Consider the following 26,182-nt stretch of genomic DNA (forward strand, 5'->3'; position numbering starts at 1 on the left):
GTAAGAAAACTCAAGCTCAACCTGCGGGTGTAAATTGTCCATACTGCGAGAGTTCTGAAACTATTAAACATGGAAGCCCTAGAGAACGTAAATATGGTATTGTCCAGATATGCTTATGTAAGAAATGTCGCAAGAGCTTTACTTTGGGCCGTAGAGAGAAAAAAAACATTTACCGTGAAGGTAAAGTTATACATAGCTATTGGGATGACTCAGGCTTGCTGATTATAGACAATATTTCTTGTCCGAATTGTAAGCAAAACGAGGTAGTGTCAAAGACAAAGCATTATGACAATAGAAGCCATAAGCAGAAAAAAACAATGATTTGCTTAGGTTGTGGTCAAGAGTTTAATGGAGAAGGAAAAGACTGGAATAATCATACAAGGCGAATGCTTGGAAAAACAATCCCTCCTGAGCCTTGGGAGTTTGAGAAAGACAAGTGGGATTTACGAGAACTCTATCCAGGTATTGAGGAGTACAAATTAAAGAACTTATTTCTAAACTTTACTAACTGTGGTTCAAAATGGTTCGTAAATTTGCTTAAAACTTATTTAATTTGGCGTATTAACTATGGCATAAAAGGAACATCGTTGTATACGCACATGGATATTTTTAAGCATTTTGGGTGGTTTCTTGAACGGCAGGACGTAACTTGTATGGAGGAAATAGACCGAAATTTGCTAGCAACTTATTACAATCAAGAACTTTGCAATTTAGCAGATAGTACATTCATCAAGACTCTTTCCCAACTGTCCAATTTTTTTAACTGGGGAAATGAAACGCAGAATTTTATCACTCCATCTACACTAATTAGTTCTTTTGACTTTCCAAAGCTTTTCAATGAAGAACCTGATCCATTAGAAGACTCTGTTATCGAGGCAATTATAGAGAATCTTCATATTTTACCAGAACCACTACAGCTAATGTTCATGCTAGGTTTTCATCTTGGTACACGTCCGAGCGAACTGTGCTATCTTCTTAAAGACTGTTGCAAGCTCGGCCAGGACGGGACTATTTGGTGGGTGGAGTTTGAGCGTCAAAAACGATTAGACGAACATAGGCTACCCGTTCCAACTGAGATTGTTCACCTTATTAAAAAGCAGAAAACTTACATTAATGAACTTTTTGGTGATGACTATCCTTACCTTTTCTGCCATTATCAGGAATTAGGGATAACTGGTTATCCAAACTATCCACACATGAAAGCTATAAAGCGACCGCCAATACCTACAGCTTCTAGTAACCCTATGGTTAAAGCCATTAAATCTCTCATCGAAAAATGTAATATCCTAGACAGCAACGGAAAACTGGTAAACTTCACTGGAGCTATTCTACGACCATCACAAGCAACACATCTTATAAACACTGGCTATAGCCTAAATTTTGTCCGTAGGTGGCTTAAACACCGCCGTGAAAGCACTACAAGGCGGCACTATGCGCGCTATAAGCCTGGTCAACTGTTGGATGTAGCTAGTGTAATGGCAAATCTTGAGCAGAAATTTTATCCCTACGATAGCAATCCTGAAAGCCTGAATCCTCAAAGCCTACGCCAGAATCCAGAATTACATGAGTTAGATGGGCTAACTATGCTCAATGGGGAACCCCTTTATGGCTACTGCTCCTTCCGTGAATTCTGCCCCCGCTTTGGAAAGTGCTACACCTGCGGTTTCCATGTTGCTTCTGCCGATAAACTTTCCCATTACAAATCTCAACTTGAGCAATTAAAAATAAAAGAGGAGATTGCCTTTAATCATGGCTCTTCAGAAATTTATGAAAGTTATCAACAAATTGTAAACGCTCTAGAGAGTATTATTGATGCACTAGAGGGAGCAGATGAGCGAGGAAAAGAAGCGACAAATTCACCGGAACTGGGATGAGGCAGAACGTAGCCGTCATGGTCAACAGGTGCGAGAACGTTCTGCCCGTGAACGTGAGGAAAGAGTTATTTCTGCTAAAGCTGTCATTCAGGAAATGCAAGATCAGGGTGTCACTATTAGCCAGAATGAGGTAGCGAGGCGAACTGGTTTCAGTGTTGGATTTGTTAATAAACACCTGCGTAATGAAATTGAAACAGCACAGAAACAACAGAAGGAGTCCACCCAGAAACCACGCACTGCACGCAACATTGATGTATTAGAAAATGAACTAGAAAAACTGAAAGCATCAAATAAGCGCTTGCAAACAATACTAGATGAGCAGCGACGAATGAACAAAGAGCTTCTAGCGCAGGCTGCACAGGTTGTAGACTTAGAGGATGAGGTACAGCGTTTACGAACTGTGATTAAAGAACTGCAAGGTTCTTCGTCTAATGCCCAAGGAAAGGTAGTTAATTTACCTGTACAAAATCTACCTGCTCAGGTAGGTAATGTTGTGCCAATTAATAAAACATCAAGCGAAAGCTCCAACCATAACACAGGTGAATTACTAATTGATCAACCCAATTTTATAGAACAAATTCAAGAACAATTATCTTTATTAAATATTTCCTTAAATCCAACTTTAAAGGAAAAGATGAAATCAAAGCCAGAATCTGTTGTTATCAATGCCATTGCAGCTTTAAAAGAAGCTATAGAACAAGATACCAAAATTCAAAATCCAAGCGGATGGCTATGCAAAGCAATTGAGAGAGAATCTGTACCAAATAAAAAATATAAGCCCATATCTAATCGCTATACAACAGATAATTTAAATAATACGCACTCAGCAATAAAGCAAGAATTTGCTTCACCAGAAGATTTGGAAATGTTAAGTAGTATTTTTGGCCAGTCCAATGGCTGAAAAGTCTCCTCCCCAAAATACAGATGCCGAAGAAAGCATACTAAGCAGTATTTTACTAGACTCTAGTGCTATTAACAGAATTGTTGATATCCTTCCTGCTGATGCTTTCTATGTATTTGCTTATCAACAAATTTACAAGGCAGCCTTAGAACTTTACCGTCAAGATAAGGTAACAGACTTAGTAACTGTTACTAATTGGCTATCCGAGCATAAGCTGTTAAAGAAGATTGGTGGGCAAGATAAACTAGCCCATTTAGCAGATAAAAAAGTATCAGCAGATAACATAGAAAGCTATGCTGAATTAATTTTGGAAAAGTATAAACGCCGCCAAATCGTTGAAGCTGGTACTAAAATTGTTGAGATAGGTTTTGACACTACTGTTGATTTAGAGAAAGTTATTGATTTAGCATTAGAGAATATTTTCAGAATTACGGAAAATAAAGTTGATAAATTCAGCCCAGAACCAATCAGTAATTCTCTTGCCTTGATTGTAAAGCAATTTGGGCAGAGAGTAACCCCTGCTTTATCCACAGGATTAATAGACTTAGACAAATTAATGGGTGGATTGCTGAATGAAGATTTAATCGTGATTGCAGCCAGAGCTTCAATGGGAAAAACTTGGCTCGGCTGTCATTTTGCAAATCACGTTGCTCTCACCTACAATCTTCCTGTAGTATTTTTCAGTGCTGAAACAAATAAAGAACAGCTAACGAAGCGATTTTTAGCAATGCACTCAAAAATTGATTCTCATCGCCTGATTCATAACAAGATTTATAAAAGTGAGGTAACTGAACTTAGTAAAGCTCTGAAGGTATTGAATAGCTTACCTATCATTATTGATGATACACCAGCCAGTATACAAAATATTACTAAAATGCGCTCTGCATTGCGTCGAATCAAGTATGAAAGGGGAAGTTTAGGATTGATAGTCATGGACTACATCCAAAAATTAGGAGATAGAGCAGCCTCAAATCGAGCGCAAACAATTGGGAAACTCTCTGGTGCATTTAAAGACCTTGCTAAAGAATTTAACTGCCCTTTTTTAGCATTAGCACAAATTAACAGAGTTGTCGAAAATCAGACAGATAAACGTCCTACAATGGCAGATATTAAGGATTCAGGCGATATAGAACAGGATATGGATATAGGACTGCTTCTTTATCGAGATGAATATTATAATTCCAATACATTAAATAAAGATGTGATGGAGATTAACGTAGCAAAGAATCGAAATGGTGCTACTGGGGTTTGTAAAGTCATTTGTGATGCTACTATTGGAAAGTTTTGTAATATCACAGTTTAATTGTAAATCAATAATTCATTTTAATTGCCTATGTTACTACGCTTGCTAGCTTTGTAGCTAGCTCTTACATAACACTTGAAGAAAATCTTTTGGTTTAGTCTGCTTTAATTTTCATTTTGAGTATTACCATAGAATTTTTTAATCAAACGTTTTTATTCCTAAAGGTTTGCCCATTGCATTACTAATCAACTCCAACAATGCTGTTGTGCGTGCTTCGAAAAATCCCTCAAAGTCATCTCGGCGTAGTGTATCTGGCTCAATGATGTGCGATCGCAATATTTCATCTAATCTCTGCGGTGATACACCGCACATCTCAAGCTCTTGGAGATAGACTGAAGGTGCTTTGCCACCAATTTTTTTGTTGGTTTTGGCACTCAAAGGGGTGCGGTTGACCAAGCAGTTATACTTTTTCGGGTCGATACCTTGTTTTCTGCACCAGGCTACGGGGAAGATATGGTGGGAGTCAATCTGCTCATCAAAATAAAGCACATCATTAATTTCCTCCCCTGTAATCAAGTCAATCGCTCCAGAAAGGCGTAGCAGTGCCGATAAGCCTTGGTAAACTGCGCCGTAACGTTTTCGTACAGTCAGCAATCGCTCTGGGAAGAAATTAGCTTCTCGGATAGTGGATGGGAGTGAACCCCCTTGTTGCAGCCACAGTGGTATTTCCCATAAATCCTTTCCTGTACGGGTTTCATGCCAACCTGTGTACATTTCACCAAACATCCCACACCAGAACCAACGTTCTAGCATAGAACGACATTTAACAGAATGGGAACGCTCCCCTAAAACAGTAAACAGAGCAGCCAAGGCCACAAGTTGAATGGGATAAGCTAAATCCATTGCGTCAAAAATTTTCTGCCCATGCAAAAATCTAGCTGTTTCCTCGAATCCTGCGGTAAGTTTATTAGCCCAGGTAGAGTATTCTGTAATGGAAAGTTTTAAAACATCTGCACGACCACAGGAGATACCAGGTAATTTATCTAAATTGATACATTGACTTAAAGCTTCCAGTCTCCGTGCATAACCAGCTACTAAAGTTACAGCTTGCACAAAGTCTGTGTTACGGACTAAACGTAATACTTTAAATTGTTGAAAATCTGCTTCTCGTAGTTTCCAATCATCTCTGAGACTGAAGTTGTTGGCACAGTAGCTAGAACTCATCAAGTCGAAATAATTGAGGTCACAGCCAGATGTGTTGGTATCTTCAAATACTTGACAGACTGCTTCCTTAGGTAAGGAGTCGCGTAGTTGGATTACTGGTATTTGATAATGCTCAAATTTTTTAAGCACCTCTATTTCTAGGGTGTCGATGAGTTCTAGCTTTTGAGCATCGTATTGCCAATATTTGGAATATTTACTTCTCCATTCAGAAAACAAGAAAATCCTTGATAAGGGGAATAATCCTAGTTCATACTCATATTCTGGAGTAGAACAGTCTATAATTTCCCCACCAAAAGTTCGTAATTTCTTTGATTCTGGAAAAGCAATGATAGCACTGCGGCGGTCGATGTTATGGTCAAGGGATTTGGCAATATCGAGGTAGTACCATTTTTTTATTAGCTTTTGGGTTTTTTGGTCTTTAATGATAACAGGTTGCTCAGACAGTAAAACCATGAATGAAGTGGTTAGGCGTTGCTGTCCGTCGAGAATTAATAAGTTGGGGCTACGATATTGTGGCTCTCTAACCCTATCAATGAGGCGAGGTTTGAATTGCGCTTGCTCGTTACTTTGCTGAAGCAACATGACTGCACCAATGGGGTAAGCAAGAGAGATGCTGGTAAGCAAACGGCGCACACGCGCATCATCCCAAACCCAATCTCGTTGAAAATCTGGCAGTTGAATGCGTCCAGTTTTTATATCTTTTAAAATATCGAGTAAAGGGTATTTAGTGATGTCAAATGTGCTGATGGAGTGCATTTGCTGCTCTGAAGTAGTAATTTTTTGTTCACATACTGTAAGTGTAGATAAATTACATTTATTTAGTGAAGTACGAGCAATTTTAGGTTGATAAAATGTCACTTGCTTTCACGCAATTAATATAGATGTAGCATATAATAAAACACCTTGTACTGTAACAGCAAGATTTTTTATGACGATTTAGTCGTAAATCACTAACATTTAGTTAGTAAGAAAGTTGGGAGGTAAAATTATTTTCTGACTGATTACAAGCTGTTTAAATTGATTGAGTAAATCAGCCTGTCGTAGCAGAAAAGGAATGTAATGGGGTCGTCTGTCGAAATTAGTTCCCCAGTCTTTGATGGTGTGAGGACTTAACCCTGTGGCTTGTGCCAGAGCATTGATACAAGCTTTGCGATAACCTCTGGCTGGGTCAATATCTACCCACTTACGACAGTATTCCATTGGCTCCAAAGGCAGCTGACGGATAGCATCAATCCTCTGCTCTTCTGGATTAGGAGAAAGTCTCACAAACATCTGGGGCTGGTAATGGATGGGCAAGTACCAGATGAAGGCTTGAGTAGTTTGATGTTGGCTATTGCCTACTGTTAATTTGTTGATTTAAAAGTGAAGGCAACTGCTGTTGTACTCAAGCGGCAGTCTAATACAACAGTCTACAGATTAAGAAATCTCTGCCCACAATACCAGTACTTTAGTCGGAAAATCCGATTAAATTATTTTTGCGGATAATCAGGGGGTAAGACGATTTTCCTGATCTGGTTCAGCATATCCGCCATCCTGAGGACGTGTAGAACATGATCTGGTCGCCTCTTAAAGCTCGGGCCCCAGTCGTTAATTGTACGCGGACTTAAGCCTGTGGCCTCGGCTAGAGCCGTAACACAAGCTTTACGATAACCACGTTCATCTGAAGGTACTTCAACCCATCGCTGACAGTATTCTAGTGGCTCCAAAGGTAGTCTACTGAGTACGTCGATTATATATTGGGTTGAAACAGTAACACTGTCTATCACTTTTTTTGGATGTATTTGCTGTAAAAGTCGGAGTTCACGACTATTGTATAAGTTTTATCGGCGTTGCGATTAATGGGATGATTTTTGTCTTGTCCAAAGGCGCAAAGGCTCTAAGAATCTATCTTTAGTCTTGGTCAAAAACCTAAATTCATCCCGCATTTATGCAACGCCGTTTTATCAAAGGTTATCGGAGTTACGAATCTCCACACTATCTATTCCACATCAGTGGCTTTGTTTTGTAAATCAAGAGTTTCTACTGTTAGCAGTTTAGTTTAGGTGCAAGTTACGATGTTGTTTGAAGTGACAAAGATGCTTAAACCTGTTAGCAATAAGCACGAAATTGTCTGATCAGCAAGTAACCCTCATAAATAAAAAGATAAAGGAAACTCAATGGAAGCCTCGCCCGCCAAAGTGATTCAGTATTTTAACGGTGAAAAGCAGAATCTAATTCCCCTCTTTCAGCGTGCCTATACCTGGACTGATAAAAATTGGCAGGCACTCTGGGACGATCTGATGGTGCAGTATGAAATGGGTGATACTGGTACGCACTTCATGGGCGCAATTGTCTCTATCCCGGCTCGCAGTGTACCTGTTGGAGTCAGTAAGTATCTCATCATTGATGGACAGCAGCGTCTCACAACCGTGTCACTGCTCCTTTGCGCTTTACGTGACTGTCTTGATTCCAATTCAGCATCGCGCATACAGGAAGTTTATCTGACCAATCGCTTTCGCGAGTTGGAGGACACCTTGAAGTTTGTGCCAACTCAGGTAGATCGAGATGTCTATCGATCCATCGTTCTTGATCGTCAGATTCCAGAAAACAGTAAAGATATTCAGATGGCAACAGCCTATCATTTCTTCAAGAACAAATTGCTCAAAGGCACTGACCTCAACGAAGATCCTGTAGATCGCGTTAAGATACTAACCACCCTGGAGCAATGTCTTCAGGTCGTGATGATTAACCTTGATGATGCTGATGATCCGTATCTAATTTTTGAAAGCCTAAATTTCAAGGGCGAACCACTCACACAAGCTGATTTAGTAAGAAATTATTTGCTAATGCGCTTCCGCCATTCGATTTCTACGGGCGGAGAGCAGGAGCGGGTTTACTCAAAATATTGGGTTCCGCTTGAGAGTACGCTTAAATCCAACCTCACTGAATTTCTTCGCCATTACACGATGAAAGATGGCGATGATATCAAGCAGGGTGGCATTTATGCGGCTATCAGGGCGAAATTGAAAAGTATGAAATTAACTGATGAAGTGGAAGCAGAAGTTCAGTCAATGCAAAGGTTTGGAAACTTTTATGCTAAATTTTTGTTGCCAAACCAAGAAACAGTAATGAGCATTCGTGACTGCTTAGAGAACATCAAAGAACTTAAAGTAACGACCTCCTACCCGCTCTTGCTCCGCCTGTTTGATGTTCGCCAAACTGGACATCTCAGTAATGTTGACTTGGAAAAATGTCTTAGATTGATCGAATCCTTCGTGGTTCGGCGCGTTGTTTGTGGAGTACCGAATAATCCGTTAAACAAACTGTTTATTCAGTTGGCTAAAAACTTCCCCGACACAGATTATGTCCTATGGTTGCACCGTTCTTTATCATCATTTGGAGGCAATCGCCGTTTTCCTAAAGATGCTGAATTTGCCACAGCCTTTATGAACCAACCACAATACGGACGTGGAACCACTCGTTTTATCCTTTGCCGTGTTGAAAAATCTTTTAATCACAAAGAAACTGTGGATCTTTCAACGGCAACAATAGAGCATATACTGCCTCAAACGCTGAATCAGCAATGGAAAGATGAGTTGGGTTCAGAAGCAGAAAAAGTTCATACTACTCTAGTTAATACATTCGGCAATTTGACTCTAACTAGCTACAATTCGGAGTTGAGCAACCTCCCATTCTCAGAGAAGAAAGCTAAACTTGAAAATACTCATATCGAACTAAACCGATGGATTCTTCAGCAGGGGAATTGGCAGACACCAGAAATCGAGGAACGAGCAAAGAGTCTCTTGCTTATAGCCAATAATATCTGGCTAAGTCCCTTAAACATGGTTCCTGATTAAACTGTCGTCATCCAGTAAAAATGCTGTATAACAATGCTTCGGATAGGGTGAGTGATGTGACAGAGGAGATATTCTCGCAAATTGTGGGCGCGGTATTAGAAATTACTCATTAATTATCGCGTTCTTTCCTAATCAACGATTTTAGTATAATTACAGAGAAGAAACTGAAAGTTTTATTATTAATTAATTTATTTGTATAAATACTACTCAGCTTTGATTTTTATTGATTTATCCTTCAAACCCTTTTCAATCATAATTTTCATTTTTATTGCCCATTGTTTGCCAGACTCATCTCCCATAAGCGACCAACAAATCCATTTTACAGATGGGTTTTCAGGGTTGTACCATCCTGGATCGTTTTTATCTAGCTTAAATTTCTCAAAAAAATCTACCATTATATTGATATCTTCCATAGTTAAAGCTTTTTGCTTTGCCAGTGCTTCAGCCAAAGCTAGATTCCTGCCTCCACCAAACTTTTTATGCAGTGCAAGCCCACGTTTTGCAGCTTCACTCACTGCTTGTGAAGCAATGATTTGTTGATCATACTCTTCGCCTTCGTTATTAGTTAGTAAAATAGTCAGCGCGAGAAGCTCAAATTGAGCTTGAAGAATTAAAGTGAGTAATTTCCCCATTTTAAAATTATGGTCTACCAGACTGATATAGTATAAAATTTTGCTATTCGATTTTAGACTGTTTCTCACTAATTAATATTGGTAGCTAGATGAAAGTAGAGATAAGGTTCTTCAATGCGATCAATCACTAAATTCAGATTTTAGCGATCGCAGGTTTTTGTCAATCGTGACTTTTTGAATCTTCCACTCAGATTCTTAAGTTATTTATATCTTCAGGGTACTAAATGAAGTTGGGGTTGCATTTTTATCATTACACTTAACCTGGTATAAATCAAATCAGAGGGTGCAGGTTGTTCAAAATTGAATAGTTTATTTGAATGTAAGAAAAATATATAGAAAAAAGATAGGTTATTGTTTATATGAATGCATTACAGCTATAAAGCTTATTTTGCAAGGGTTATAAGAAATAACTATAGAAAACTGCCTGACGAGTTGACAGAATTTAAACGAGATGTATTAGAATTTTTGCGCCAACCCTTAGAAGATGGTTATGTGACGATTTCCCGCACCAAACTATCAGTAATGTTTCCCGCGCAGTTTACTTTGGTAGCGAGTACCAATCCCTGTCCTTGCGGTTACTATGGCGATACCATCCAACAATGTACTTGTTCTCCCCGTCAACGCGAGCAATATTGGGCAAAACTTTCTGGGCCGTTGATGGATAGGATTGATTTACAAGTTGCAGTGAATCGCTTGAAACCAGAAGAAATTACCCAACAACCTACCGGAGAAGCATCAATAACGGTGCTACAACGAGTTCAACAAGCAAGCGATCGCGCCATTACCCGCTTCCAAGGAGAAGCAAATCTGCGTTGCAATGCCCACATGCAGAGTCGTCATCTCCAGAAATGGTGCAAGCTAGATGATGCTAGCCGGAATTTATTAGAAGCAGCAATTAGAAAATTAGGTTTATCGGCAAGAGCAAGCGATCGCATTCTCAAAGTAGCACGAACTATTGCAGATTTAGCAGCAGAAGATGAGTTAAAAACCAATCATGTAGCGGAAGCAATTCAGTATCGCACAATCGATAGAATGCAGTGAAAGGGCGGTTAGAAACTTCGTTTACACGAAGCTTTACGCACCTACCTTGTGGGAACACCAAGGGCGAACGTGGATTGACAATCTCTCAATTTTTTCTTAGTCCACGGAGGTGGACTTTGTTTGTGTAGCCGCGAATTCTATTCGCCCAGCCTCTAAGACGCAGGAGAGATTAACTGACCAATACGCTTGAGAATTTGCAAAACGGCGTACAGTTCTCTCGCGGATGCAAACGGAGCAAAGACCCTTGACAAATCGTACTGTGGTGTATTAGTTTGCGTCACTTTAACAAATAAAATATCGTCTCCATTCGTCACCATCCCAAATACAGGTTTACTGGGGTTAGGGTTAGCCATCATATAAGCTAGGGCTTGTGGTAGAGCCGCCCAAACTGATAGCGTAGTTTTTTTCGACTCCAACACCATCACCCACAACTGCTCTTGTAACACTAAAACGTCAATCCGCCCGCGCAGTATTTCCTCGCCATCATCCAGCACTAATTCCACAGATGATTCAGCCTTAATTCTGAAAGGAGGATCGTAAAATACTGAGAGTGCAAGTATTGGTGAAACTAACAACAATATAACTGTCCCTTCTAGTAAATCACCTCCGGCACGGTGATAAAGATACCTACGCCGCACGACATCCACAGAGGCTTTTTCTGCTTCTGTAATTTCAGACAATCCGTCATACCACTCTGGGAAAAATTTCTCGTCTTCAACACGGACAAAACCGAATCGATTTTCTGCATCCTCAAGAGTGGTAATCGCTTCTGTAATTGCTGCTGTTCGTGTCATTGCTTTTAGGTAACAGTTGCTTTCCTACATTATCAACATCAATGCATCTTTTTTATCGCCAATTGGCGCTATCGCATTGTCATATCACTATAAAATTCTAAATTCCTCCCCCAGGACGCTGCACAAACTCCCTTGGGGGGATGCCTTTACTTATGAAATCAGTATCCAATATATCAGGAAGTAAGCTACATCCCTAAAGGAGACTGATTGGATGAATTTGCAGGTGATTTGGAAGTTATTACAAGAGACATTCAAAGAATGGAGTGAGGATAAAGCCTCACGGTTAGCGGCGGCGCTAGCTTATTACACAATCTTTTCTATTGCACCATTGCTAATTATTGTAATTGCGATCGCAGGGGCAGTATTTGGAGAAGAAGCGGCAAGGGGGCAAATTGTTGGACAAATTCAAGGCTTAGTCGGCAGAGATGGCGCACAATTGATCCAAACAGCTATTAGCAATGCTAACAAACCACAAACAGGAGCGATGGCTTCTATCATTAGTATCGTAGTTTTGTTATTAGGTGCTACTGGCTTATTTACCGAGTTACAAGATTCTCTCAACACGATTTGGGAAGTGAAACCGAAACCCGGACGCAATGTAACTAACATGATTCGCCTACGGGTTTTGTCCTTTGCAATGGTGATCGGTATTGGCTTTTTACTTTTAGTTTCTCTAGTAATTAGTACGGCATTAGCAGCATTAGTAACATACTTTAGTAACTTGCTGCCAGGTGTTGATATCCTCTGGCAGATTATCAATTTCATCCTCTCTTTTGCCATCACTACGTTCTTGTTCGGACTCATTTTTAAAGTTCTACCAGATGTCGAAATTGCTTGGAGTGATGTTTTAATTGGAGCTATGCTCACCTCCTTTTTGTTTTCTATCGGGAGATTTTTGTTAGGACAATATTTAGGTAATGGTAGTTTTGGTTCAGCCTATGGTGCAGCCGGTTCACTAGTGGTAATCTTAGCTTGGGTTAACTATGCCGCGCAGATTCTTTTCTTTGGTGCGGAGTTTACCCAAGTTTATGCCAAAAGGTACGGTAGCGGCATTACTCCAAGTAAACATGCCATACCTTTATCTGATAACACGAAAAATAATAGCAAGGCTCCAACAAGCCAATCGTCCACGAAGAAAAAGCCTCCTTCTAATTTTATTAATCGCTTGTTTCAGTCTTTCAATAAGCCTAAGCGCTTAAAACAGAGAAGAAAAAATCAGCGATTTTAATTCCTGATTATTCGGTTTGTAAATCTGATAAATGTTGAAGTATTTAACCTCTAATAAAAGTTAGTCTTATGAAATAAGACCACAGATAATTAACCTTATACTGGATTTTTTCCAGAAGTTTATTCAGAAAGGAAGAAAATCAGTGCTAATGGAAAAATGGTTTTTTATCGATTGGCAGGCAATCTTTGTTCCTAGCATCAGCGTCTTTGAGTTGATTATCCGTGGTTCGCTGGTTTATTTAGCGCTGTTCTCAATACTACGTTTTCTTCCTAGCCGACAACTAGGAACACTAGGGATTACTGATTTACTTGTAGTTGTGCTATTTGCTGAAGCTGCCCAAAACGCTATGGCGAGTAATTATACATCAATTACTGAAGGCGCTATCTTGGTAGGAACTGTTATTTTTTGGAGCTACTTACTGAACTGGTTAGGCTACAAAATACCCCAGTTCCAACGTTTTCTGAATCAGCCACCACTGCTACTAGTAAAAAATGGTCGGATGATTGAGCGTCATTTACAACGAGAGTTAATTACAGAGGATGAGTTGATGAGCAAGTTACGCGAGCAAGGTGTGGAATTTTTAGCAGATGTGAAGTTTGCATATATGGAGGCTGATGGCAGGATTAGTATCATCACCTTCGACTCCAAAACTAGTACCGTCCCTGAGCAAAAAGCAGTACTAAAAAGCGATCTACATTAATTAGACTGTAAAATATGACGGTTGTATTCTGTGCCGAACTGTGATTGAGCGTTATACTTTACCCGAAATGGCTAATCTGTGGAGTGAAGCCTATAAGCTAAAAACTTGGCTGCAAGTCGAAATTGCTGTTTGCGAGGCTCAAGCTGAACTAGGTTACATTCCATCTGAGGCAGTTGAGGAAATTAAAGCCAAAGCAGATTTTGATCCAAAGCGAGTGTTGGAAATTGAGGCTGTAGTCCGCCACGATGTTATTGCTTTCTTGACAAATGTCAACGAATATGTAGGTGATGCAGGACGTTACATTCACCTGGGTTTAACTAGTTCGGATGTTTTGGATACAGCTTTAGCACTGCAATTAGTTGCCAGCCTGGATATATTATTGCAACGTCTGGAAGATTTAATTCAGGTAATTCGCGAAAAAGCACGGGAACATCGTCATACAGTGATGGCTGGCCGATCGCATGGTATTCATGCTGAACCGATTACTTTTGGTTTCAAGCTAGCTGGCTGGTTAGCAGAAGTGTTGCGACACCAAGAACGCCTGAAAATTCTCCACGAAACGATCGCTGTGGGTAAGATATCCGGTGCGGTAGGAACTTATGCGAATGTTGAACCGCGTGTAGAAGCGATCGCTTGCCAAAAACTCGGACTCAAACCCGATACGGCCTCAACTCAAGTTATTTCCCGCGATCGCCACGCCGACTATGTGCAACAATTAGCTTTGGTAGCAGCATCCATCGAACGTTTTGCTGTAGAAATTCGCAATCTGCAAAAAACAGACGTTCTGGAAGTTGAAGAATTCTTTTCTAAAGGTCAAAAAGGCTCCTCGGCAATGCCACACAAGCGCAATCCCATCCGTTCGGAACGGCTGACGGGAATGGCGCGACTCGTCAGAAGCCATGCCGGTGCAGCTTTAGAAAACGTTGCTCTCTGGCATGAAAGGGATATTTCCCATAGTTCTGTAGAACGGGTAATTTTGCCAGATGCTTGCACTTTGACGCACTTTATGTTATCAGAAATAACCGACTTGGTGAAAAACCTGTTGGTCTATCCTGAAAACATGGAACGAAATCTCAACTGCTACGGCGGCGTTGTGTTCAGCCAAAAAGTCCTGCTTGCTTTGATAGACAAGGGAAGCAGCCGAGAGGATGCTTATGCCACCGTTCAAGAAAGCGCTCACGCCGCTTGGAACAAGCCAGAAGGTAATTTCCAGGACTTGATTAGCAAAGATCCTCGTGTTACCGAAAAGTTGTCCCCAGCAGAACTAGAAGTCTGTTTTGACCCCCAGCAGCATCTGAGCCATTTAGAAGAAGTTTACCAACGACTGGGAATTTAGGATTAATTTGCTTGTAGTGAGCGCTTAAGCGCTCACTACTAACTTGTTATTCAAAAAATACACAAACTTTTTTAAAGAAGATATATAAAAATACCAAAAATTTTTAGTATTGCATTGCTGAAGACTGTTAGTTTGGTGCTGGAATTTTTGTCAGCACTGGGTAGTATAAATAACAGATAAGTAGGTCGTGTAAATAATTATCGTTGCGATAAGGCAGGGGGAAAGGGGGTTTTAACCTGATTTACTTTTCTTCACACAATTTGCTTTTATTGTGCCGACTTACTTGTTTACTTATTTATTAGTGCTTCGAGTGCCTAAATGATTGAAATCCTAGCCACACTTTCAGCCTCTGCGGCAGCAGGAATGAGAATAGGTATACCTTTGCTAATCATTGGATTGTTGCAGGGTAGTAGCCTGTGGTCACAAGTTCCGATTTTATCTCACATTTCTCCACCAATATTGTTAGCTTGCCTCAGCTGTTGGTCTTTAGTTGAATTATTAGCCTCAAAAAAGCTATGGGGGCAAAGACTGCTACAAGTAGTTCAATTATTCATGTCTCCCATCGTGGGGGCAATTATGGGGTTAGCAGTAGCTAGTGCAACAGCAACGCCAAGCTGGCTGATTGCCTGTATTGGGGGTTCGTTAGCTTTAGTACTCCAGCTAGTTCAAGTTGGTTGGTTCTATCGGTTACGTGGTTTACCCTTGTGGGCAGTCTTTCTTCAAGATACCTTGTGTATTGCTCTAGTACTTTTTGCCTTTGATGCTCCTTGGCAAGGGGGATTAATTGCTTTAATACTGCTCTGGTTTGCAGTTCGTAGTGCTAAACAATGGTATGACTGGTATTGGCAGAAAAGTTAGGAGTTAAAAGTGAGAGGTGAGGATTGAAGATAGAAGTTAAGAGTGAAAAACTAGGGACAAAAATTTAAAACTCCTAACTTTTGTACAGACGCGATTAATCGCGTTTCTACTCCTAACTCCTAATTCTTTTCATTTACTGCAAAAGTCCAATCATGTGTAAGAAGCCATGACCGGTAATCAACTCGATGATTAAGGCGATGAAGCCCAGCATGGCAATCCGACCATTCCAGACTTCAGCGCTAGTAGTCAGACCCCATTCCCAACGCTCTTGGGGGTACATTTTCACCCTTTTTTTCATTTGGGCAGCTTGCGAAAGCTTGAAACTGGGGTTTTTAAGCGCATCAATCACTAAGTCTGCAAGTGCATTAATAAATACTGGATGTGTATTGGGAGCAGGAACACGACGGAAGTTGTGAATTCCTGCTTCTTCTGCTACTTCCCGATATTCAATATCAATTTCTTGCAGTGTCTCAATATGCTCTGAGACAAAACTGATTGGCACAACAACCAAATCTTTCACGCCTTGTGCGCCTAGTTCTTTGAGGGCATCCTCAGTATAAGGTTGGAGCCATTCTACTGGGCCAACGCGACTTTGGTAAGCTAAGGTGTGGGCATTGGGCCGATTGAGGGTCTGCATAATCAGGGCAGTACATTCCTCAATTTCTTGCTGGTAAGGGTCGCCAGCCTCTTCAACGTAGCTTTTAGGAACGCCGTGAGCGCTGAAGAATATATGAACCTCATCCGGGTTAGGAAACTGTTCGAGTTCTTGGGCTATGAGTTCCGCCATTGCTTGCAGGTAGCCTGGTTCTTTGTACCAGGAAGGAATGACGGTGTAATCAATGGGTTGAAGCTTTGGATCTTCTTGCCAAAGTTTTTCTAAAAGCCGGAAGCTAGAACCACTCGTACTAATAGAAAACTGGGGATATAGTGGTAATATTACCAGGTGTTCTATATTATCTTGGGTGATCTGTGCGATCGCCTCTTCTGTATAGGGATTCCAATAACGCATCCCCACGTAAATCTTGGCTTCTTGTCCTAAATGACTCAACTGTTCTTTTAAAGCTTCCCCTTGCGCTTCTGTGATCCGCCGCAGTGGAGAACCACCACCGATTTGCTTATAATTTTCTTGAGATGTTCTGGTTCGCCGCGAGGCAATAAACCAGGCTAGGGGCTTTTGCAACCAGCGAAATGGTAGGCGAATAATTTCCGGATCGGAAAATAGGTTGTACAAAAACGGCCCGACATCCTCTAGCTTATCGGGGCCACCGAGATTGAGTAATAAGACGCCTACACGACCCATAGCAGTTACTTTCCCCCAATCTTTTCAGGTTTTTTACTAATGTTAACAATATATCTTTATTAAATAATAAAGCTTAATAGCAAGGAAATATGCAATGGCAACAATTTTAAGAGATTGGAGTTACCGTTATCAGTGGCTGTATGATGGGATCTCTCGTTTAGCAGCCTTAAGTGTAGGTGGTGAAGCCCGTTTTCGGCAACTTGCTTTGCAAGGCTTAACAATTCACTCAGATACTCAGGTCTTAGATTTATGTTGCGGCAGTGGCCAAACAACGCAATTTTTGGTAAAGTTATCACAAAATGTAACAGGATTAGACGCTTCACCTAAGTCTTTGCAACGAGCGCGGCAAAATGTACCATTAGCAGTCTATCTCGAAGCTTTTGCCCAGAAGATGCCATTTGCGGATAATCTATTTGATGTGGTACATACCAGCGTTGCATTACACGAGATGCAACCTGAGCAATTACGAAAAATTATTAGTGAAGTTTATCGGGTGTTGAAGCCAGGAGGAGTGTTTACACTGGTGGATTTTCATGCTCCTACGAATCCGATATTTTGGCCTGGGGTATCAGTGTTTTTGTTGTTATTTGAAACGGAAACAGCTTGGCAATTGTTGAAAACTGATTTACCTGGATTGTTAACCGAGGCTGGGTTTAATGTGAGTCAGCCAACTTTATATGCAGGTGGTAGTCTGCAAGTGATACAGGCTCATAAGTAAACAATACTGCTTTATTAATGGCAGGTAAGATACTCTGCTATTAATAAAGTATAGGTGATTGTTATATTAAAATTAGCATGATGAAATTTTGAGGTTAATAACAAATGACACAGGAATTAATAGACCTCAGAAGTTGCATCCAGGAAGGACGTTACGCAGATGCCTTGGTAATTATTGATGAATTAGAGGGCATGAGCAAACAAGCTATTCTGCGGAATATCCAAGCTTATTTAAGGATTCTGCTGATTCATTTGATTAAGAACCAACTAGAGCAGCGATTAACCAATTATTGGGTTGCTTCTATTCGTAATTCACTTATGGAAATTAAGAAACTCAATCTCAAAGATAATAAAAAATCCTATTATATCAATTTAAACGAATGGGATAATTGTATTGAAGATGAAATAGAAATAGCAGTAGGTGATGCCAGTGTGGAAGTTTTGAATGGAATGTACAATGAATTTAAACTTACTGAAATGGTGGATAGAAACCAGATAATTCAGAGTGCTTTGAAGTTGTTAGCGCTAACTTATTCTTATTCAGCTAAGGAGTTACCCGCAATTGTGGCTGAAAATTTAACTCAGCTAGTCGGTGGAGAAGATTGGAAAGCAGGTAGGCGGTAAAAGAATGACACAAGAATTAATAGACCTTAAAAAGAGTATTTTGGAAGGACGTTATGCAGATGCCTTGGCAATTGTAGATGAATTAGAAGGCATGAGTAAACAAGCTATTCTGCGGAATATCCAAGCTTATTTAAACATTCTACTGATTCATTTGATTAAGAACGAAGTAGAACAACGATTAACTGGTTCCTGGGCAAATTCTATTCGGAATTCAATCAGAGAAATTAAAAAGCTAAATATCAAAGATAATAAAAAATCTTACTATATTAATTTAGATGAGTGGGAGAATTTCATAGAAGAGGAAGTAATTGAAGATGCGATCGCAGATGCTAGCGATGAAGTAATGAATGGCAAATTTACTCGCTCTCAGTTATCTGCAATGTTAGATAAAAGCCAAATTTTGACTACAGCTATTAGTTTACTGGCTTTAACATATACTCATTCGGCAAAGGAATTACCAGCGATTATGGATGATTATCTCACTCAGTTAGCTGGTGGTGAAGATTGGATAAATCGGTAGAAATAAGTATCGACTCTTTGTTTAGCAGTGATGTCAAGTGTTAAATTCAGATTATTACCGTCAACTTTTGAAGAGAATACAAATTACAGCAGATAATACTGTAAAATATCAAATCTTCAAGGTAGTAGAGGAAATGCCCCAGGATGTTACTTTTTGAGGAATGATGGAACATCTTTATTAGATTTCATTAAGGGTTGCCGCTGCCCTATTTTTGAAGTGGTCAATCTCAAATCTAAAATTGTACGATTGTAGCGTTTCAAATACTATAAAGGGTTACTTTTTATATAGCGATCGCTCTTTGTATTTAGATGAAAAGGTAGCAAAGGCTCTTAATATCACGGTAAACTGATTTATAAACCGTAGTATTTACGTTGTAGTACTGTACGGATAAGCAACAATAAAGTTTTCGCCAATTGTAAAGTAGAAATGATGCAAGAAATAACACGCCGCAAATTTATTGCAACAGCCACCGTGGCGACGGGTTTTGCCCTCGCAGTACAACCCATTTCTGCCGAAGTCATCACCACCGATGCCAAGGGGTTGGTAGCTGGTGCGGTGAAAATTCCCGTCAAAGATGGCGAAATTCCTGCATATAGAGCAGCACCAGCCACTGGTGAAAATTTCCCAATTGTTCTGGTAATTCAAGAAATCTTTGGAGTACACGAGCATATTCAGGATATCACTCGTCGCTTTGCCAAGTTGGGGTATTTAGCGATCGCACCCGAATTATTTATCCGTCAAGGCGATGTCTCGAAACTAAGCAGCATAGACGAAATTCGCCCAATTGTCGCCAAAGTGCCAGATGCCCAAGTGTTATCCGATCTTGATGCGACGGTAAACTGGGCTGTGAAATCAGCTAAAGGTAATGTCGGTAAATTGGGAATTACAGGCTTCTGCTGGGGTGGCCGCATTACCTGGTTATATGCCGCACACAATCCCAAGGTGAAAGCTGGTGTGGCTTGGTATGGGCGACTTGTGGGCGATGCTAACGAACTTCAGCCCAAGTATCCTATTGATATTGCATCAAAACTGACAGTCCCCGTTCTCGGACTCTATGGTGGGAAAGATACCAGTATTCCTCTTGATACAATAGAGCAGATGCGTGTTCGCCTTGCGTCTCGGAACGAGAATCACTTAAAGGAAAGCAGCAGCAAATCTGAAATTATCGTCTACCCCGATGCACCCCACGCTTTTTTTGCCGATTATCGTCCCTCCTACCGCGAGAAAGATGCTAAGGACGGTTGGAAACGTCTTTTGGCGTGGTTTAAGAAAAATGGTGTTTAACGGTATCGGTTTCCTAACTGTGACTTTGAAAAAAGTTCCAAATTGTTTCACTGGCATTCAGCCCCAGCTTTGCATTGAATTTGTTTACGCTTTTGTCAGTTGAGGAACCACCAGGCCAGAAATGTCCACCGTTTACTACCGCTAGCTGCCAGACTTCTGAGTTGCCACTACAACCAGTATAGATAGCGGTTTTCACTTTATCTTCAGAAAAGTCAGGAGATTTTTTTGATGAAGTACATTGATCGTGCGATCGCCAAAAATCTACCATATCTGAGATAGAAAGCAGCGCTCCTCGTTGAGTGTGATCATTACCTTCATAAAGGACATCGCGATCGTTTGTACCGTTGATCGTTAACATCGAAATAGAAGTTCGAGGCTGGCAATTAGATTTGAGTCTAACTGGGAGTGAACCAGCTACTGATGCAAAACCAGAAATTTTATCAGGTAACTTACAAGCCAGTGCTTGGGTAAGTATGGCACCTCTAGAAAAACCGCTGGCATAAACTTTATGGCTATCAATATTGATTTGCTGCTGAAGATGATTAATTAAAGCATTGACAAACGCAACATCATCCACCCTTCCTTGAACGTTACCTCTAAGGCTCCATCTTTGGTCAATTCCATCTGGATAAACAACAATAAATCCTTTTTTATCTGCTAATTCATTGAAGCGAGTCACATTACTGATAGATCGACCATTACCATCATCTCCATGAAACACTAAAACTAACGGCATCGGGCGGTCTGGATTATAAGATTTTGGAGTGTACAAATAGTAAGTACGTAACTTTCCTTGGTCATGTAGTTCTCCATAATTATCACCACTCAAGATTTTTTCTTTAGTTATACTTTTTTCTTCAGCCTGAATGGAATCGCCGGCTGTCAATAAACTAATTCCAAGTATAACTATTAGAAGGTTTTTTAAATTCGGAAAATTTTGAGATATATTCATGTTAATTATATTGACTTATGTCAGATACTTTTATTTACTTTGTAAGTCTTCTTTAGCAACAAACTACCGACTAGAGGCTAACAACTCTACTACAGTTGTTAGCCTCTATTTAGATATTAACCTCTTACATTTACATAATGAGCAGGAACTCTAACCTTAACCCATCGGTTACCGCGTCGTACTGTTTCCCAATGTGCAGGAATCAGTTTTCGGTGAAATAGGGCAACAATAGGTCTATGCACAATAGCGGCTCTATGAACATTGGGTCTGACAATAATTTCTGCTGCCGATGCCTGCGATGGCAAGGAGGAAATTGCCAATGGTAGAGCAAGTAATGTACCTAATAAAATACGTTTCATGTTAAATTTCCATCAATTTACTTGAGTTTTATACAGCATTTATCAAGAATTTATGAACAAATATTCTTACTTATTAGATTTATAGTAAGTTTCCTTTGTTAGACAAATTAATTGATTTGCTGTATTGCTCTCAGTTTAAAATACTAAAAAATAATACACAGTGGAATAAAGTCATAATTTCAGCATGACTTTATTCACATTTTGAATTTTAGCTAAAAAATTTTGCCATTGTTGCCACGGAAGGTTTTATAAAATTTAGCGGTTCTGTGTTAAGTAGGTACTGAACTCCACCCCCAATCCCAATACGGTTGCGAGGAGCTTGCTCCGATGTACATTAGGACAATTAAACAATTCGTAATTACTAATGACATCCCAAATAAAAAAAGCCTCCCATAACGGAGGCTTAAAAGTTAGCGGAGAAAACTTGTTAAACTACTGCGTAACTACAGCGATTACTCCTCCTAATGCAGAGAAAACCGCAGATACGGATGCTGTGGCAAACAGCCACCAAGCTGCTGTTGCGGCGGCTTTGCGGGTTTCTTCCGCTTGACGCTGTGCTTGATGCTTCACCTGTTCTAGGCGGCGTTGGGCTTCATGCTGTATGCGTTCTGCACGTTGCAATACTGTGTTGCGGGCCCGTTCAATTTGGTCAATGATCCGGTTGGCATCTTCCTCAGAGATGTCCTCACGAGAACTCATGATTGCCACCAGGGTATCACGGTCAAAAGAGGAGAGACGATCGCGCAAGGCATCAAACCCCGCTTGCGGATCGTCAAAAAATGTGCGGACATCGCGCTTGATACTATCATAGTTAAGTTCCGGGCGATCCAAGGAGTTGAGATAGTTACGAATCCGGGCAAAAACCCCGTCAATCGCATCTTGAATGCCTCGTTGGATATTCCGCACTTGTTCTACAAATTGATCCCTTACGGATACAATGTTATCGGCAATCCGCGCCGCTTCTTCATCGGAAATATCTTCCCGAATTTTCAGCAGGGCGATGATCGTAGAACGGTCAAAATGGGAAAGGCGATCGCTAAAACTTTCTACCCCAACTCGCGGATCGTGCAACAATAATTGCAAGTCGCGCTTGATACCTTCTGGATTCAGTTCTTCCTTACCAGTTTGGCGCAGATACTCTTCCACATAAGTTTTGAATGTTTCCGCTCTTTGCTGTGTGCGGGTAGCTAAACGACGAGGCGCACGCACAAAGTTGCGAATCGAACTTTGCGTGGAATCAATGATTTCATTGACTTGTTCTTCACTCAAGTCTTTACGTTGACTGAGTAACTTCACCAGTGTATCCCGGTCTACCTGCGACAACCGACGGCGCAGTGCTACGGCTCCCTCTTGGGGATTTTCAAACAATCTGGTCAAATCTCGCTGGATACCTTCTGGGTTCAATTCTTGTTTACCAGTATTCCGCAGATAATCTGCGATCGTGGTAGTAACAGAGTCGTATTGCTCTTTGGCTTTATCCACTACAGCTTGGGGTGTGTGGCGAATGTTATGCCACGACTCCTCAGCAGTATTGATGATTTGATTAACTTGATCCTCACTCAAATCTTGCCGTTGACTCAACAATTGCACCAAGGTATCGCGGTCAAAACGAGACAACCGCGCCCGAATTGAGCTAATTCCAGCTTGCGGATCTTCCAGTAGCTTTTTGAACTCCGCGCGGATGGCATTAGGATTCAGTTCTGATTTCCCTGTATTACGCAGATATGATTCTACATTCAGCCACAGGGTTTCTGCTTGATATTGCGCCTGTTCTGCTAGCCCTTTGGATTCTACCAAGACGCGATCGCGTTGTTTTTCCAACTCCTCGATAATGCTGTCTACTTCATATAGCTGGACATCATTACGTTGCAGCAATATCGCCCGCATTTCCTGACGATCGAGGTGGGCTAGTCGCAATGTCAGAGTTTCATAATCAGCATCTGCGTCTTGCACCAGTGGTTTGAAATTCTGCTCAATGCCTTGTACTGTCAATTCTGCTTTCGGGGTAACTAGCAGATAACTTTCCACTGCCCGTTGCAAGTCTTGGACTATCTCTCTTTCTTCAATACCTGTAACTATCACTAGCACATCGCGGCGGACAGCTTCTAACTGATCTGCAATGCGCTGAATTTGAGCTTGGGTAAGGAGTCCGCGTTGTTGTAGGATATTGACGAAATCGTTGCGGGATAGTCGTTCTAGTTCCCTGCGGACTATTCCAGGATCAGCTGCTGGGTCATAGAGAACATCACGAAATTCCTGGGCGATTCTTTCTGGGCTTAGTTGCCAAGCATAAGTGTTGTGTAGGTAGTTTTCGACATCAGTCCGAATTGGACTATAAGGTTCTGATGGTGTTGGCAAACCTAGCTTATCTGCTTGTTGAGTGACTTTATCTTTGGCGGTGGTGAGACTACGCAAGATTTTTTCTACATCCAAATCAGGCAAATCTGCCCGTCCTAGCACAGTGGCGGTTAAGGCGGATAGTGCTTGCTGGATTGTACTTTGCATTGGGCCAGACGCTGCTTTTTGGTCAGCTTCTTTGGAACCACCCTGTTCTGCTAATAACCGATCCAGTTTGGCGTTGAGTTCATCTGTTTTGTTTTGTCCTGCTGGAAGTGATTTCAGATAATCCATCAACTCACCCAGTCGGTCTTCGGTGGGTGATTGCTGACTCACGACTTGCTGCCAAACTTTATACAACGTATCAGCAATCCGGCTAACATCTTTTTTGGAAAGGTCGGTGCGGCTGCTGACTAACTCGATAAACTTTTGGCGGTCGATGTTGCGAATATCTGGAGTCCCTGCGATCGCTTTTAATTGCGGATCGTTGAGTAAATTTTCAAAGTCGCTCCGAATCTTTGACAAATCTAGCTCTGGAGGACGCAGCTTGTCTAAGTAATCTTCTATATTCTCGCGGATACTTCCAGGGTCGATGGCGCTTCCTAGTTCCCGGCGGACGGCGGCGGCGGCGGCTTCAGCTGTTGCGACAACTTGGTTATTGATAGCTTTAGCACCCAGTGCGGCGGTGGCTGTGCCCATAATCGCCTGAAAACCGGAAGTTGCCGTATTCACTACTGAGCCAATTAAGGAACCTACGGTAGTGGAACTTACCCAGACGAGGAGTAAAAAGTAAGCACCCCAAATCACCAAACCGAGAATCGCTCCCAATCCTGGGCTAAAGATTTCCTGGCTCAATTTCACCGCGAGAAAACAAGCGATTAATAAGGCGACGCTCACAGTGGATAATGTCCAAAACCCTACTGCGGTGCCAATTTTGCGAATGTTACCGCCCAAACTTTCCGCTTCCCCACTATCTGAATCAGAGTCAGATGAGTGCCCCAGGTAGGAGATACCGAATGCAAGGGAGAAATTAGTTAGAACTAATTGGAAAGCAAAGGCTAGGATCACGCCGGAAATTAAAGCCACAAAAAAGTGCGGCCCGGAAATGAGAGCAGATGCCTGTGCTGGCGTGACGTTTGAGGTATCTAATGATGGAGTCTGTGCTACCCACAATAGTGGTTTGTAGAGTCCCAACATGATTTCCGTACTTTGGAACATTGTATTTCCTTCTTCTAAGGTTTAAATTTGGGGAATTAAGATTTTCTTGAGAAGCAACTCTTATATTTATGTATGTTTGTACCTATGGCAATACCTAACTCATTAGCTCAGAATCCTGGAATTTGGCTATTAAAAGCATCTCTCTAAAGATTGAAAAGTGTATCCAGCGAAAGATATAACTTTTTTTATTCCTCGGTGAGAATCTTAATCAAATTACCACCTAATCTTAATTATGTATAGCTAATTTTTACTTTTTAATTGCTTATTTGTAGCCATTGATTCTATTTTAATGGTAGTTTTTTATAAGTTCTTTACATTTTGTTACATATTTGTTTTTGGTCACCCTCTCAAGGTGGATTTGTCTAAAAAAATACCTTTCTGATAATCGTCCAGAAGAAGTGCCTACAGTTTGTACCCAAAGACAGAAATAAGTCTAGTTACAAACAGCTACATTAAAGTTAACAAATGAAGCGTTGAGGATAAAGAAATGGCAACTCGTTATTCCAAGGATTTGCCACTATTTCCAACAGAATGGAATGGCAAATATTGCAATAAAATTCTGTTTGGCTAGACTCCTCAAACCGAAATTCGGAACGGTCATTTTGCAATAATTGGCTTTTTTGCCTATCTATTTTGGGATTTATTTGGCTAGAGTGTTGCTCGTAAGGTTTTGCGCTTAGTTAGCTACTAGAACATCGCTTGAAACATTACTAGATATCGGAGAAAAAAAATGGCAACTCAAGGAACTCGTCCATCTACAGATTTACCACCTGTTGCAGCAGAATACAACGGCATAGATCGTAATGAATTTCTGTTTGGCTGGACACCCCAAGCCGAAATTTGGAATGGTCGCTTTGCAGCAATTGGTTTTCTAGCTTATTTATTGTGGGATTTAGCAGGCTATAGCGTTCTGCGTGACGTTTTACGCATAGTTGGCTACTAGACATTAAACACCGGAAACATTACTAGATATCGGAGAAAAAAAATGGCAACTCAAGGAACTCGTCCATCTACAGATTTACCACCTGTTGCAACAGAATACAATGGACGCGATCGCAATGAATTTTTGTTTGGCTGGACACCTCAAGCCGAAATTTGGAATGGTCGCTTGGCAGCAATTGGATTCCTTGCATATTTACTTTGGGATTTAGCTGGGTATAGCGTTCTTCGTGACGTGCTACACATCATTAGTTATTAGCAAATA

General features: G+C 40.9%; 23 protein-coding genes and 1 pseudogene. 15 read left to right on the top strand and 9 right to left on the bottom strand.

Translation table 11 applies throughout. The features are described 5' to 3' along the window. From V7K25_RS18410 to dnaB, 3 genes are all read left to right on the top strand, one after another. The coding region (locus V7K25_RS18410) for a tyrosine-type recombinase/integrase (RefSeq protein ID WP_335159963.1) at nt 1–1,874 on the top strand (1,874 nt) is incomplete at its 5' end. Then, nucleotides 1,831–2,775: a DUF6262 family protein gene (locus V7K25_RS18415; protein ID WP_335159964.1), complete on the top strand. Its 945-nt coding sequence runs from the start codon at nt 1,831–1,833 to the stop codon at nt 2,773–2,775. The genes V7K25_RS18410 and V7K25_RS18415, both read left to right, overlap by 44 nt. Continuing rightward, nucleotides 2,768–4,078 (top strand): replicative DNA helicase, encoded by a 1,311-nt coding sequence (dnaB, locus tag V7K25_RS18420; protein WP_335159965.1) that lies wholly within the window; start codon nt 2,768–2,770, stop codon nt 4,076–4,078. The genes V7K25_RS18415 and dnaB overlap by 8 nt, the downstream gene beginning before the upstream one ends. 138 nt (nt 4,079–4,216) lie before the next feature. Here the strand turns inward: dnaB and V7K25_RS18425 are convergent, their stop codons facing one another. The 3 genes from V7K25_RS18425 to V7K25_RS18435 form a co-directional block, all read right to left on the bottom strand. Then, entirely contained in the window at nt 4,217–6,100 is a 1,884-nt protein-coding gene (locus tag V7K25_RS18425) for a GmrSD restriction endonuclease domain-containing protein (RefSeq protein ID WP_335159966.1), read from the bottom strand. A gap of 99 nt (nt 6,101–6,199) precedes the next feature. Beyond that, on the bottom strand, nt 6,200–6,514 hold the full coding sequence (locus tag V7K25_RS18430) for a hypothetical protein (RefSeq protein ID WP_334723677.1): 315 nt from the start codon (nt 6,512–6,514) through the stop codon (nt 6,200–6,202). A gap of 197 nt (nt 6,515–6,711) precedes the next feature. After that, complete coding sequence (locus V7K25_RS18435; RefSeq protein ID WP_335159967.1) at nt 6,712–7,008, bottom strand: hypothetical protein; 297 nt, start codon at nt 7,006–7,008, stop codon at nt 6,712–6,714. Nucleotides 7,009–7,398: 390 nt separating this feature from the next. Between V7K25_RS18435 and V7K25_RS18440 the strand changes: the two genes are divergently transcribed. Further along, entirely contained in the window at nt 7,399–9,078 is a 1,680-nt protein-coding gene (locus V7K25_RS18440; protein ID WP_335159968.1) for a DUF262 domain-containing protein, read from the top strand. Between the two features lie 203 nt (nt 9,079–9,281). Here V7K25_RS18440 and V7K25_RS18445 read toward each other — a convergent pair whose 3' ends face one another. Next, nucleotides 9,282–9,710 (bottom strand): hypothetical protein, encoded by a 429-nt coding sequence (locus tag V7K25_RS18445; protein ID WP_335159969.1) that lies wholly within the window; start codon nt 9,708–9,710, stop codon nt 9,282–9,284. 426 nt (nt 9,711–10,136) lie between these two features. Between V7K25_RS18445 and V7K25_RS18450 the strand changes: the two are divergent. Further along, nucleotides 10,137–10,751: pseudogene (locus V7K25_RS18450) on the top strand (ATP-binding protein); the annotation flags it as partial. A 152-nt stretch (nt 10,752–10,903) separates the two neighbouring features. Here the strand turns inward: V7K25_RS18450 and V7K25_RS18455 are convergent. After that, complete coding sequence (locus V7K25_RS18455; protein ID WP_335159970.1) at nt 10,904–11,545, bottom strand: type I restriction endonuclease; 642 nt, start codon at nt 11,543–11,545, stop codon at nt 10,904–10,906. A 211-nt stretch (nt 11,546–11,756) separates the two neighbouring features. On the opposite strand from V7K25_RS18455, the gene V7K25_RS18460 reads away from it, so the two are divergent. The 4 genes from V7K25_RS18460 to V7K25_RS18475 all read left to right on the top strand — a co-directional run bounded on the left by V7K25_RS18460 (nt 11,757) and on the right by V7K25_RS18475 (nt 15,667). After that, complete coding sequence (locus V7K25_RS18460; RefSeq protein WP_335159971.1) at nt 11,757–12,773, top strand: YihY/virulence factor BrkB family protein; 1,017 nt, start codon at nt 11,757–11,759, stop codon at nt 12,771–12,773. 148 nt (nt 12,774–12,921) lie between these two features. Next, nucleotides 12,922–13,473 (top strand): DUF421 domain-containing protein, encoded by a 552-nt coding sequence (locus tag V7K25_RS18465; protein ID WP_335159972.1) that lies wholly within the window; start codon nt 12,922–12,924, stop codon nt 13,471–13,473. A gap of 40 nt (nt 13,474–13,513) precedes the next feature. After that, a complete protein-coding gene (purB, locus tag V7K25_RS18470) occupies nt 13,514–14,809 on the top strand; it encodes an adenylosuccinate lyase (RefSeq protein WP_335159973.1) in 1,296 nt (431 codons plus the stop codon). A 318-nt stretch (nt 14,810–15,127) separates the two neighbouring features. Next, the gene (locus V7K25_RS18475; protein ID WP_335159974.1) at nt 15,128–15,667 is read left to right on the top strand and encodes a DUF4126 domain-containing protein; all 540 of its coding nucleotides are present in this window, start codon (nt 15,128–15,130) and stop codon (nt 15,665–15,667) included. Nucleotides 15,668–15,800: 133 nt separating this feature from the next. Here V7K25_RS18475 and hemH read toward each other — a convergent pair whose 3' ends face one another. Further along, nucleotides 15,801–16,967 (bottom strand): ferrochelatase, encoded by a 1,167-nt coding sequence (gene hemH / locus V7K25_RS18480; protein WP_335159975.1) that lies wholly within the window; start codon nt 16,965–16,967, stop codon nt 15,801–15,803. Between the two features lie 94 nt (nt 16,968–17,061). Here hemH and V7K25_RS18485 point away from each other — a divergent pair, with 94 nt between their 5' ends. From V7K25_RS18485 to V7K25_RS18500, 4 genes are all read left to right on the top strand, one after another. Continuing rightward, complete coding sequence (locus V7K25_RS18485) at nt 17,062–17,685, top strand: class I SAM-dependent methyltransferase (RefSeq protein ID WP_335159976.1); 624 nt, start codon at nt 17,062–17,064, stop codon at nt 17,683–17,685. A gap of 104 nt (nt 17,686–17,789) precedes the next feature. Continuing rightward, entirely contained in the window at nt 17,790–18,308 is a 519-nt protein-coding gene (locus tag V7K25_RS18490; protein ID WP_335159977.1) for a DUF29 family protein, read from the top strand. A 4-nt stretch (nt 18,309–18,312) separates the two neighbouring features. Beyond that, nucleotides 18,313–18,828 (top strand): DUF29 family protein, encoded by a 516-nt coding sequence (locus V7K25_RS18495; RefSeq protein ID WP_335159978.1) that lies wholly within the window; start codon nt 18,313–18,315, stop codon nt 18,826–18,828. Between the two features lie 429 nt (nt 18,829–19,257). After that, nucleotides 19,258–20,112 carry a dienelactone hydrolase family protein gene (locus tag V7K25_RS18500; RefSeq protein WP_335160062.1) on the top strand — a complete coding sequence of 285 codons (855 nt, stop codon included), beginning with the start codon at nt 19,258–19,260 and terminating at the stop codon, nt 20,110–20,112. 13 nt (nt 20,113–20,125) lie between these two features. Here the strand turns inward: V7K25_RS18500 and V7K25_RS18505 are convergent, their stop codons facing one another. The 3 genes from V7K25_RS18505 to V7K25_RS18515 form a co-directional block, all read right to left on the bottom strand. Then, nucleotides 20,126–21,064, bottom strand: a complete 939-nt coding sequence (locus V7K25_RS18505) for an extracellular catalytic domain type 1 short-chain-length polyhydroxyalkanoate depolymerase (protein ID WP_335159979.1) — start codon at nt 21,062–21,064, stop codon at nt 20,126–20,128. Nucleotides 21,065–21,180: 116 nt separating this feature from the next. Beyond that, nucleotides 21,181–21,423 carry a hypothetical protein gene (locus V7K25_RS18510; RefSeq protein WP_335159980.1) on the bottom strand — a complete coding sequence of 81 codons (243 nt, stop codon included), beginning with the start codon at nt 21,421–21,423 and terminating at the stop codon, nt 21,181–21,183. Between the two features lie 432 nt (nt 21,424–21,855). Continuing rightward, nucleotides 21,856–24,978, bottom strand: a complete 3,123-nt coding sequence (locus V7K25_RS18515; RefSeq protein ID WP_335159981.1) for an MFS transporter — start codon at nt 24,976–24,978, stop codon at nt 21,856–21,858. A gap of 730 nt (nt 24,979–25,708) precedes the next feature. Here V7K25_RS18515 and V7K25_RS18525 point away from each other — a divergent pair. Next, nucleotides 25,709–25,921 carry a high light inducible protein gene (locus V7K25_RS18525; RefSeq protein WP_335159982.1) on the top strand — a complete coding sequence of 71 codons (213 nt, stop codon included), beginning with the start codon at nt 25,709–25,711 and terminating at the stop codon, nt 25,919–25,921. A gap of 42 nt (nt 25,922–25,963) precedes the next feature. Further along, nucleotides 25,964–26,176, top strand: coding sequence for a high light inducible protein (locus tag V7K25_RS18530; protein WP_335159983.1), 213 nt, complete (start codon nt 25,964–25,966; stop codon nt 26,174–26,176). Nucleotides 26,177–26,182: the final 6 nt, after the last annotated feature.

The organism is Nostoc sp. (genome assembly GCF_036919495.1).
Classification (GTDB): Bacteria; Cyanobacteriota; Cyanobacteriia; order Cyanobacteriales; family Nostocaceae; genus Nostoc.

What these genes read in the sequence shown, in the direction of transcription:
- V7K25_RS18415 (WP_335159964.1), top strand. Translation starts at nt 1,831, where the DNA reads ATGAGCGAGGAAAAGAAGCGACAAATTCACCGGAACTGGGATGAGGCA.
- dnaB (WP_335159965.1), top strand. Translation starts at nt 2,768, where the DNA reads ATGGCTGAAAAGTCTCCTCCCCAAAATACAGATGCCGAAGAAAGCATA.
- V7K25_RS18430 (WP_334723677.1), bottom strand. Translation starts at nt 6,514, where the DNA reads ATGTTTGTGAGACTTTCTCCTAATCCAGAAGAGCAGAGGATTGATGCT.
- V7K25_RS18440 (WP_335159968.1), top strand. Translation starts at nt 7,399, where the DNA reads ATGGAAGCCTCGCCCGCCAAAGTGATTCAGTATTTTAACGGTGAAAAG.
- V7K25_RS18445 (WP_335159969.1), bottom strand. Translation starts at nt 9,710, where the DNA reads ATGGGGAAATTACTCACTTTAATTCTTCAAGCTCAATTTGAGCTTCTC.
- V7K25_RS18455 (WP_335159970.1), bottom strand. Translation starts at nt 11,545, where the DNA reads ATGACACGAACAGCAGCAATTACAGAAGCGATTACCACTCTTGAGGAT.
- V7K25_RS18460 (WP_335159971.1), top strand. Translation starts at nt 11,757, where the DNA reads ATGAATTTGCAGGTGATTTGGAAGTTATTACAAGAGACATTCAAAGAA.
- V7K25_RS18465 (WP_335159972.1), top strand. Translation starts at nt 12,922, where the DNA reads ATGGAAAAATGGTTTTTTATCGATTGGCAGGCAATCTTTGTTCCTAGC.
- V7K25_RS18475 (WP_335159974.1), top strand. Translation starts at nt 15,128, where the DNA reads ATGATTGAAATCCTAGCCACACTTTCAGCCTCTGCGGCAGCAGGAATG.
- hemH (WP_335159975.1), bottom strand. Translation starts at nt 16,967, where the DNA reads ATGGGTCGTGTAGGCGTCTTATTACTCAATCTCGGTGGCCCCGATAAG.
- V7K25_RS18485 (WP_335159976.1), top strand. Translation starts at nt 17,062, where the DNA reads ATGGCAACAATTTTAAGAGATTGGAGTTACCGTTATCAGTGGCTGTAT.
- V7K25_RS18490 (WP_335159977.1), top strand. Translation starts at nt 17,790, where the DNA reads ATGACACAGGAATTAATAGACCTCAGAAGTTGCATCCAGGAAGGACGT.
- V7K25_RS18495 (WP_335159978.1), top strand. Translation starts at nt 18,313, where the DNA reads ATGACACAAGAATTAATAGACCTTAAAAAGAGTATTTTGGAAGGACGT.
- V7K25_RS18500 (WP_335160062.1), top strand. Translation starts at nt 19,258, where the DNA reads ATGCAAGAAATAACACGCCGCAAATTTATTGCAACAGCCACCGTGGCG.
- V7K25_RS18505 (WP_335159979.1), bottom strand. Translation starts at nt 21,064, where the DNA reads ATGAATATATCTCAAAATTTTCCGAATTTAAAAAACCTTCTAATAGTT.
- V7K25_RS18510 (WP_335159980.1), bottom strand. Translation starts at nt 21,423, where the DNA reads ATGAAACGTATTTTATTAGGTACATTACTTGCTCTACCATTGGCAATT.
- V7K25_RS18515 (WP_335159981.1), bottom strand. Translation starts at nt 24,978, where the DNA reads ATGTTCCAAAGTACGGAAATCATGTTGGGACTCTACAAACCACTATTG.
- V7K25_RS18525 (WP_335159982.1), top strand. Translation starts at nt 25,709, where the DNA reads ATGGCAACTCAAGGAACTCGTCCATCTACAGATTTACCACCTGTTGCA.
- V7K25_RS18530 (WP_335159983.1), top strand. Translation starts at nt 25,964, where the DNA reads ATGGCAACTCAAGGAACTCGTCCATCTACAGATTTACCACCTGTTGCA.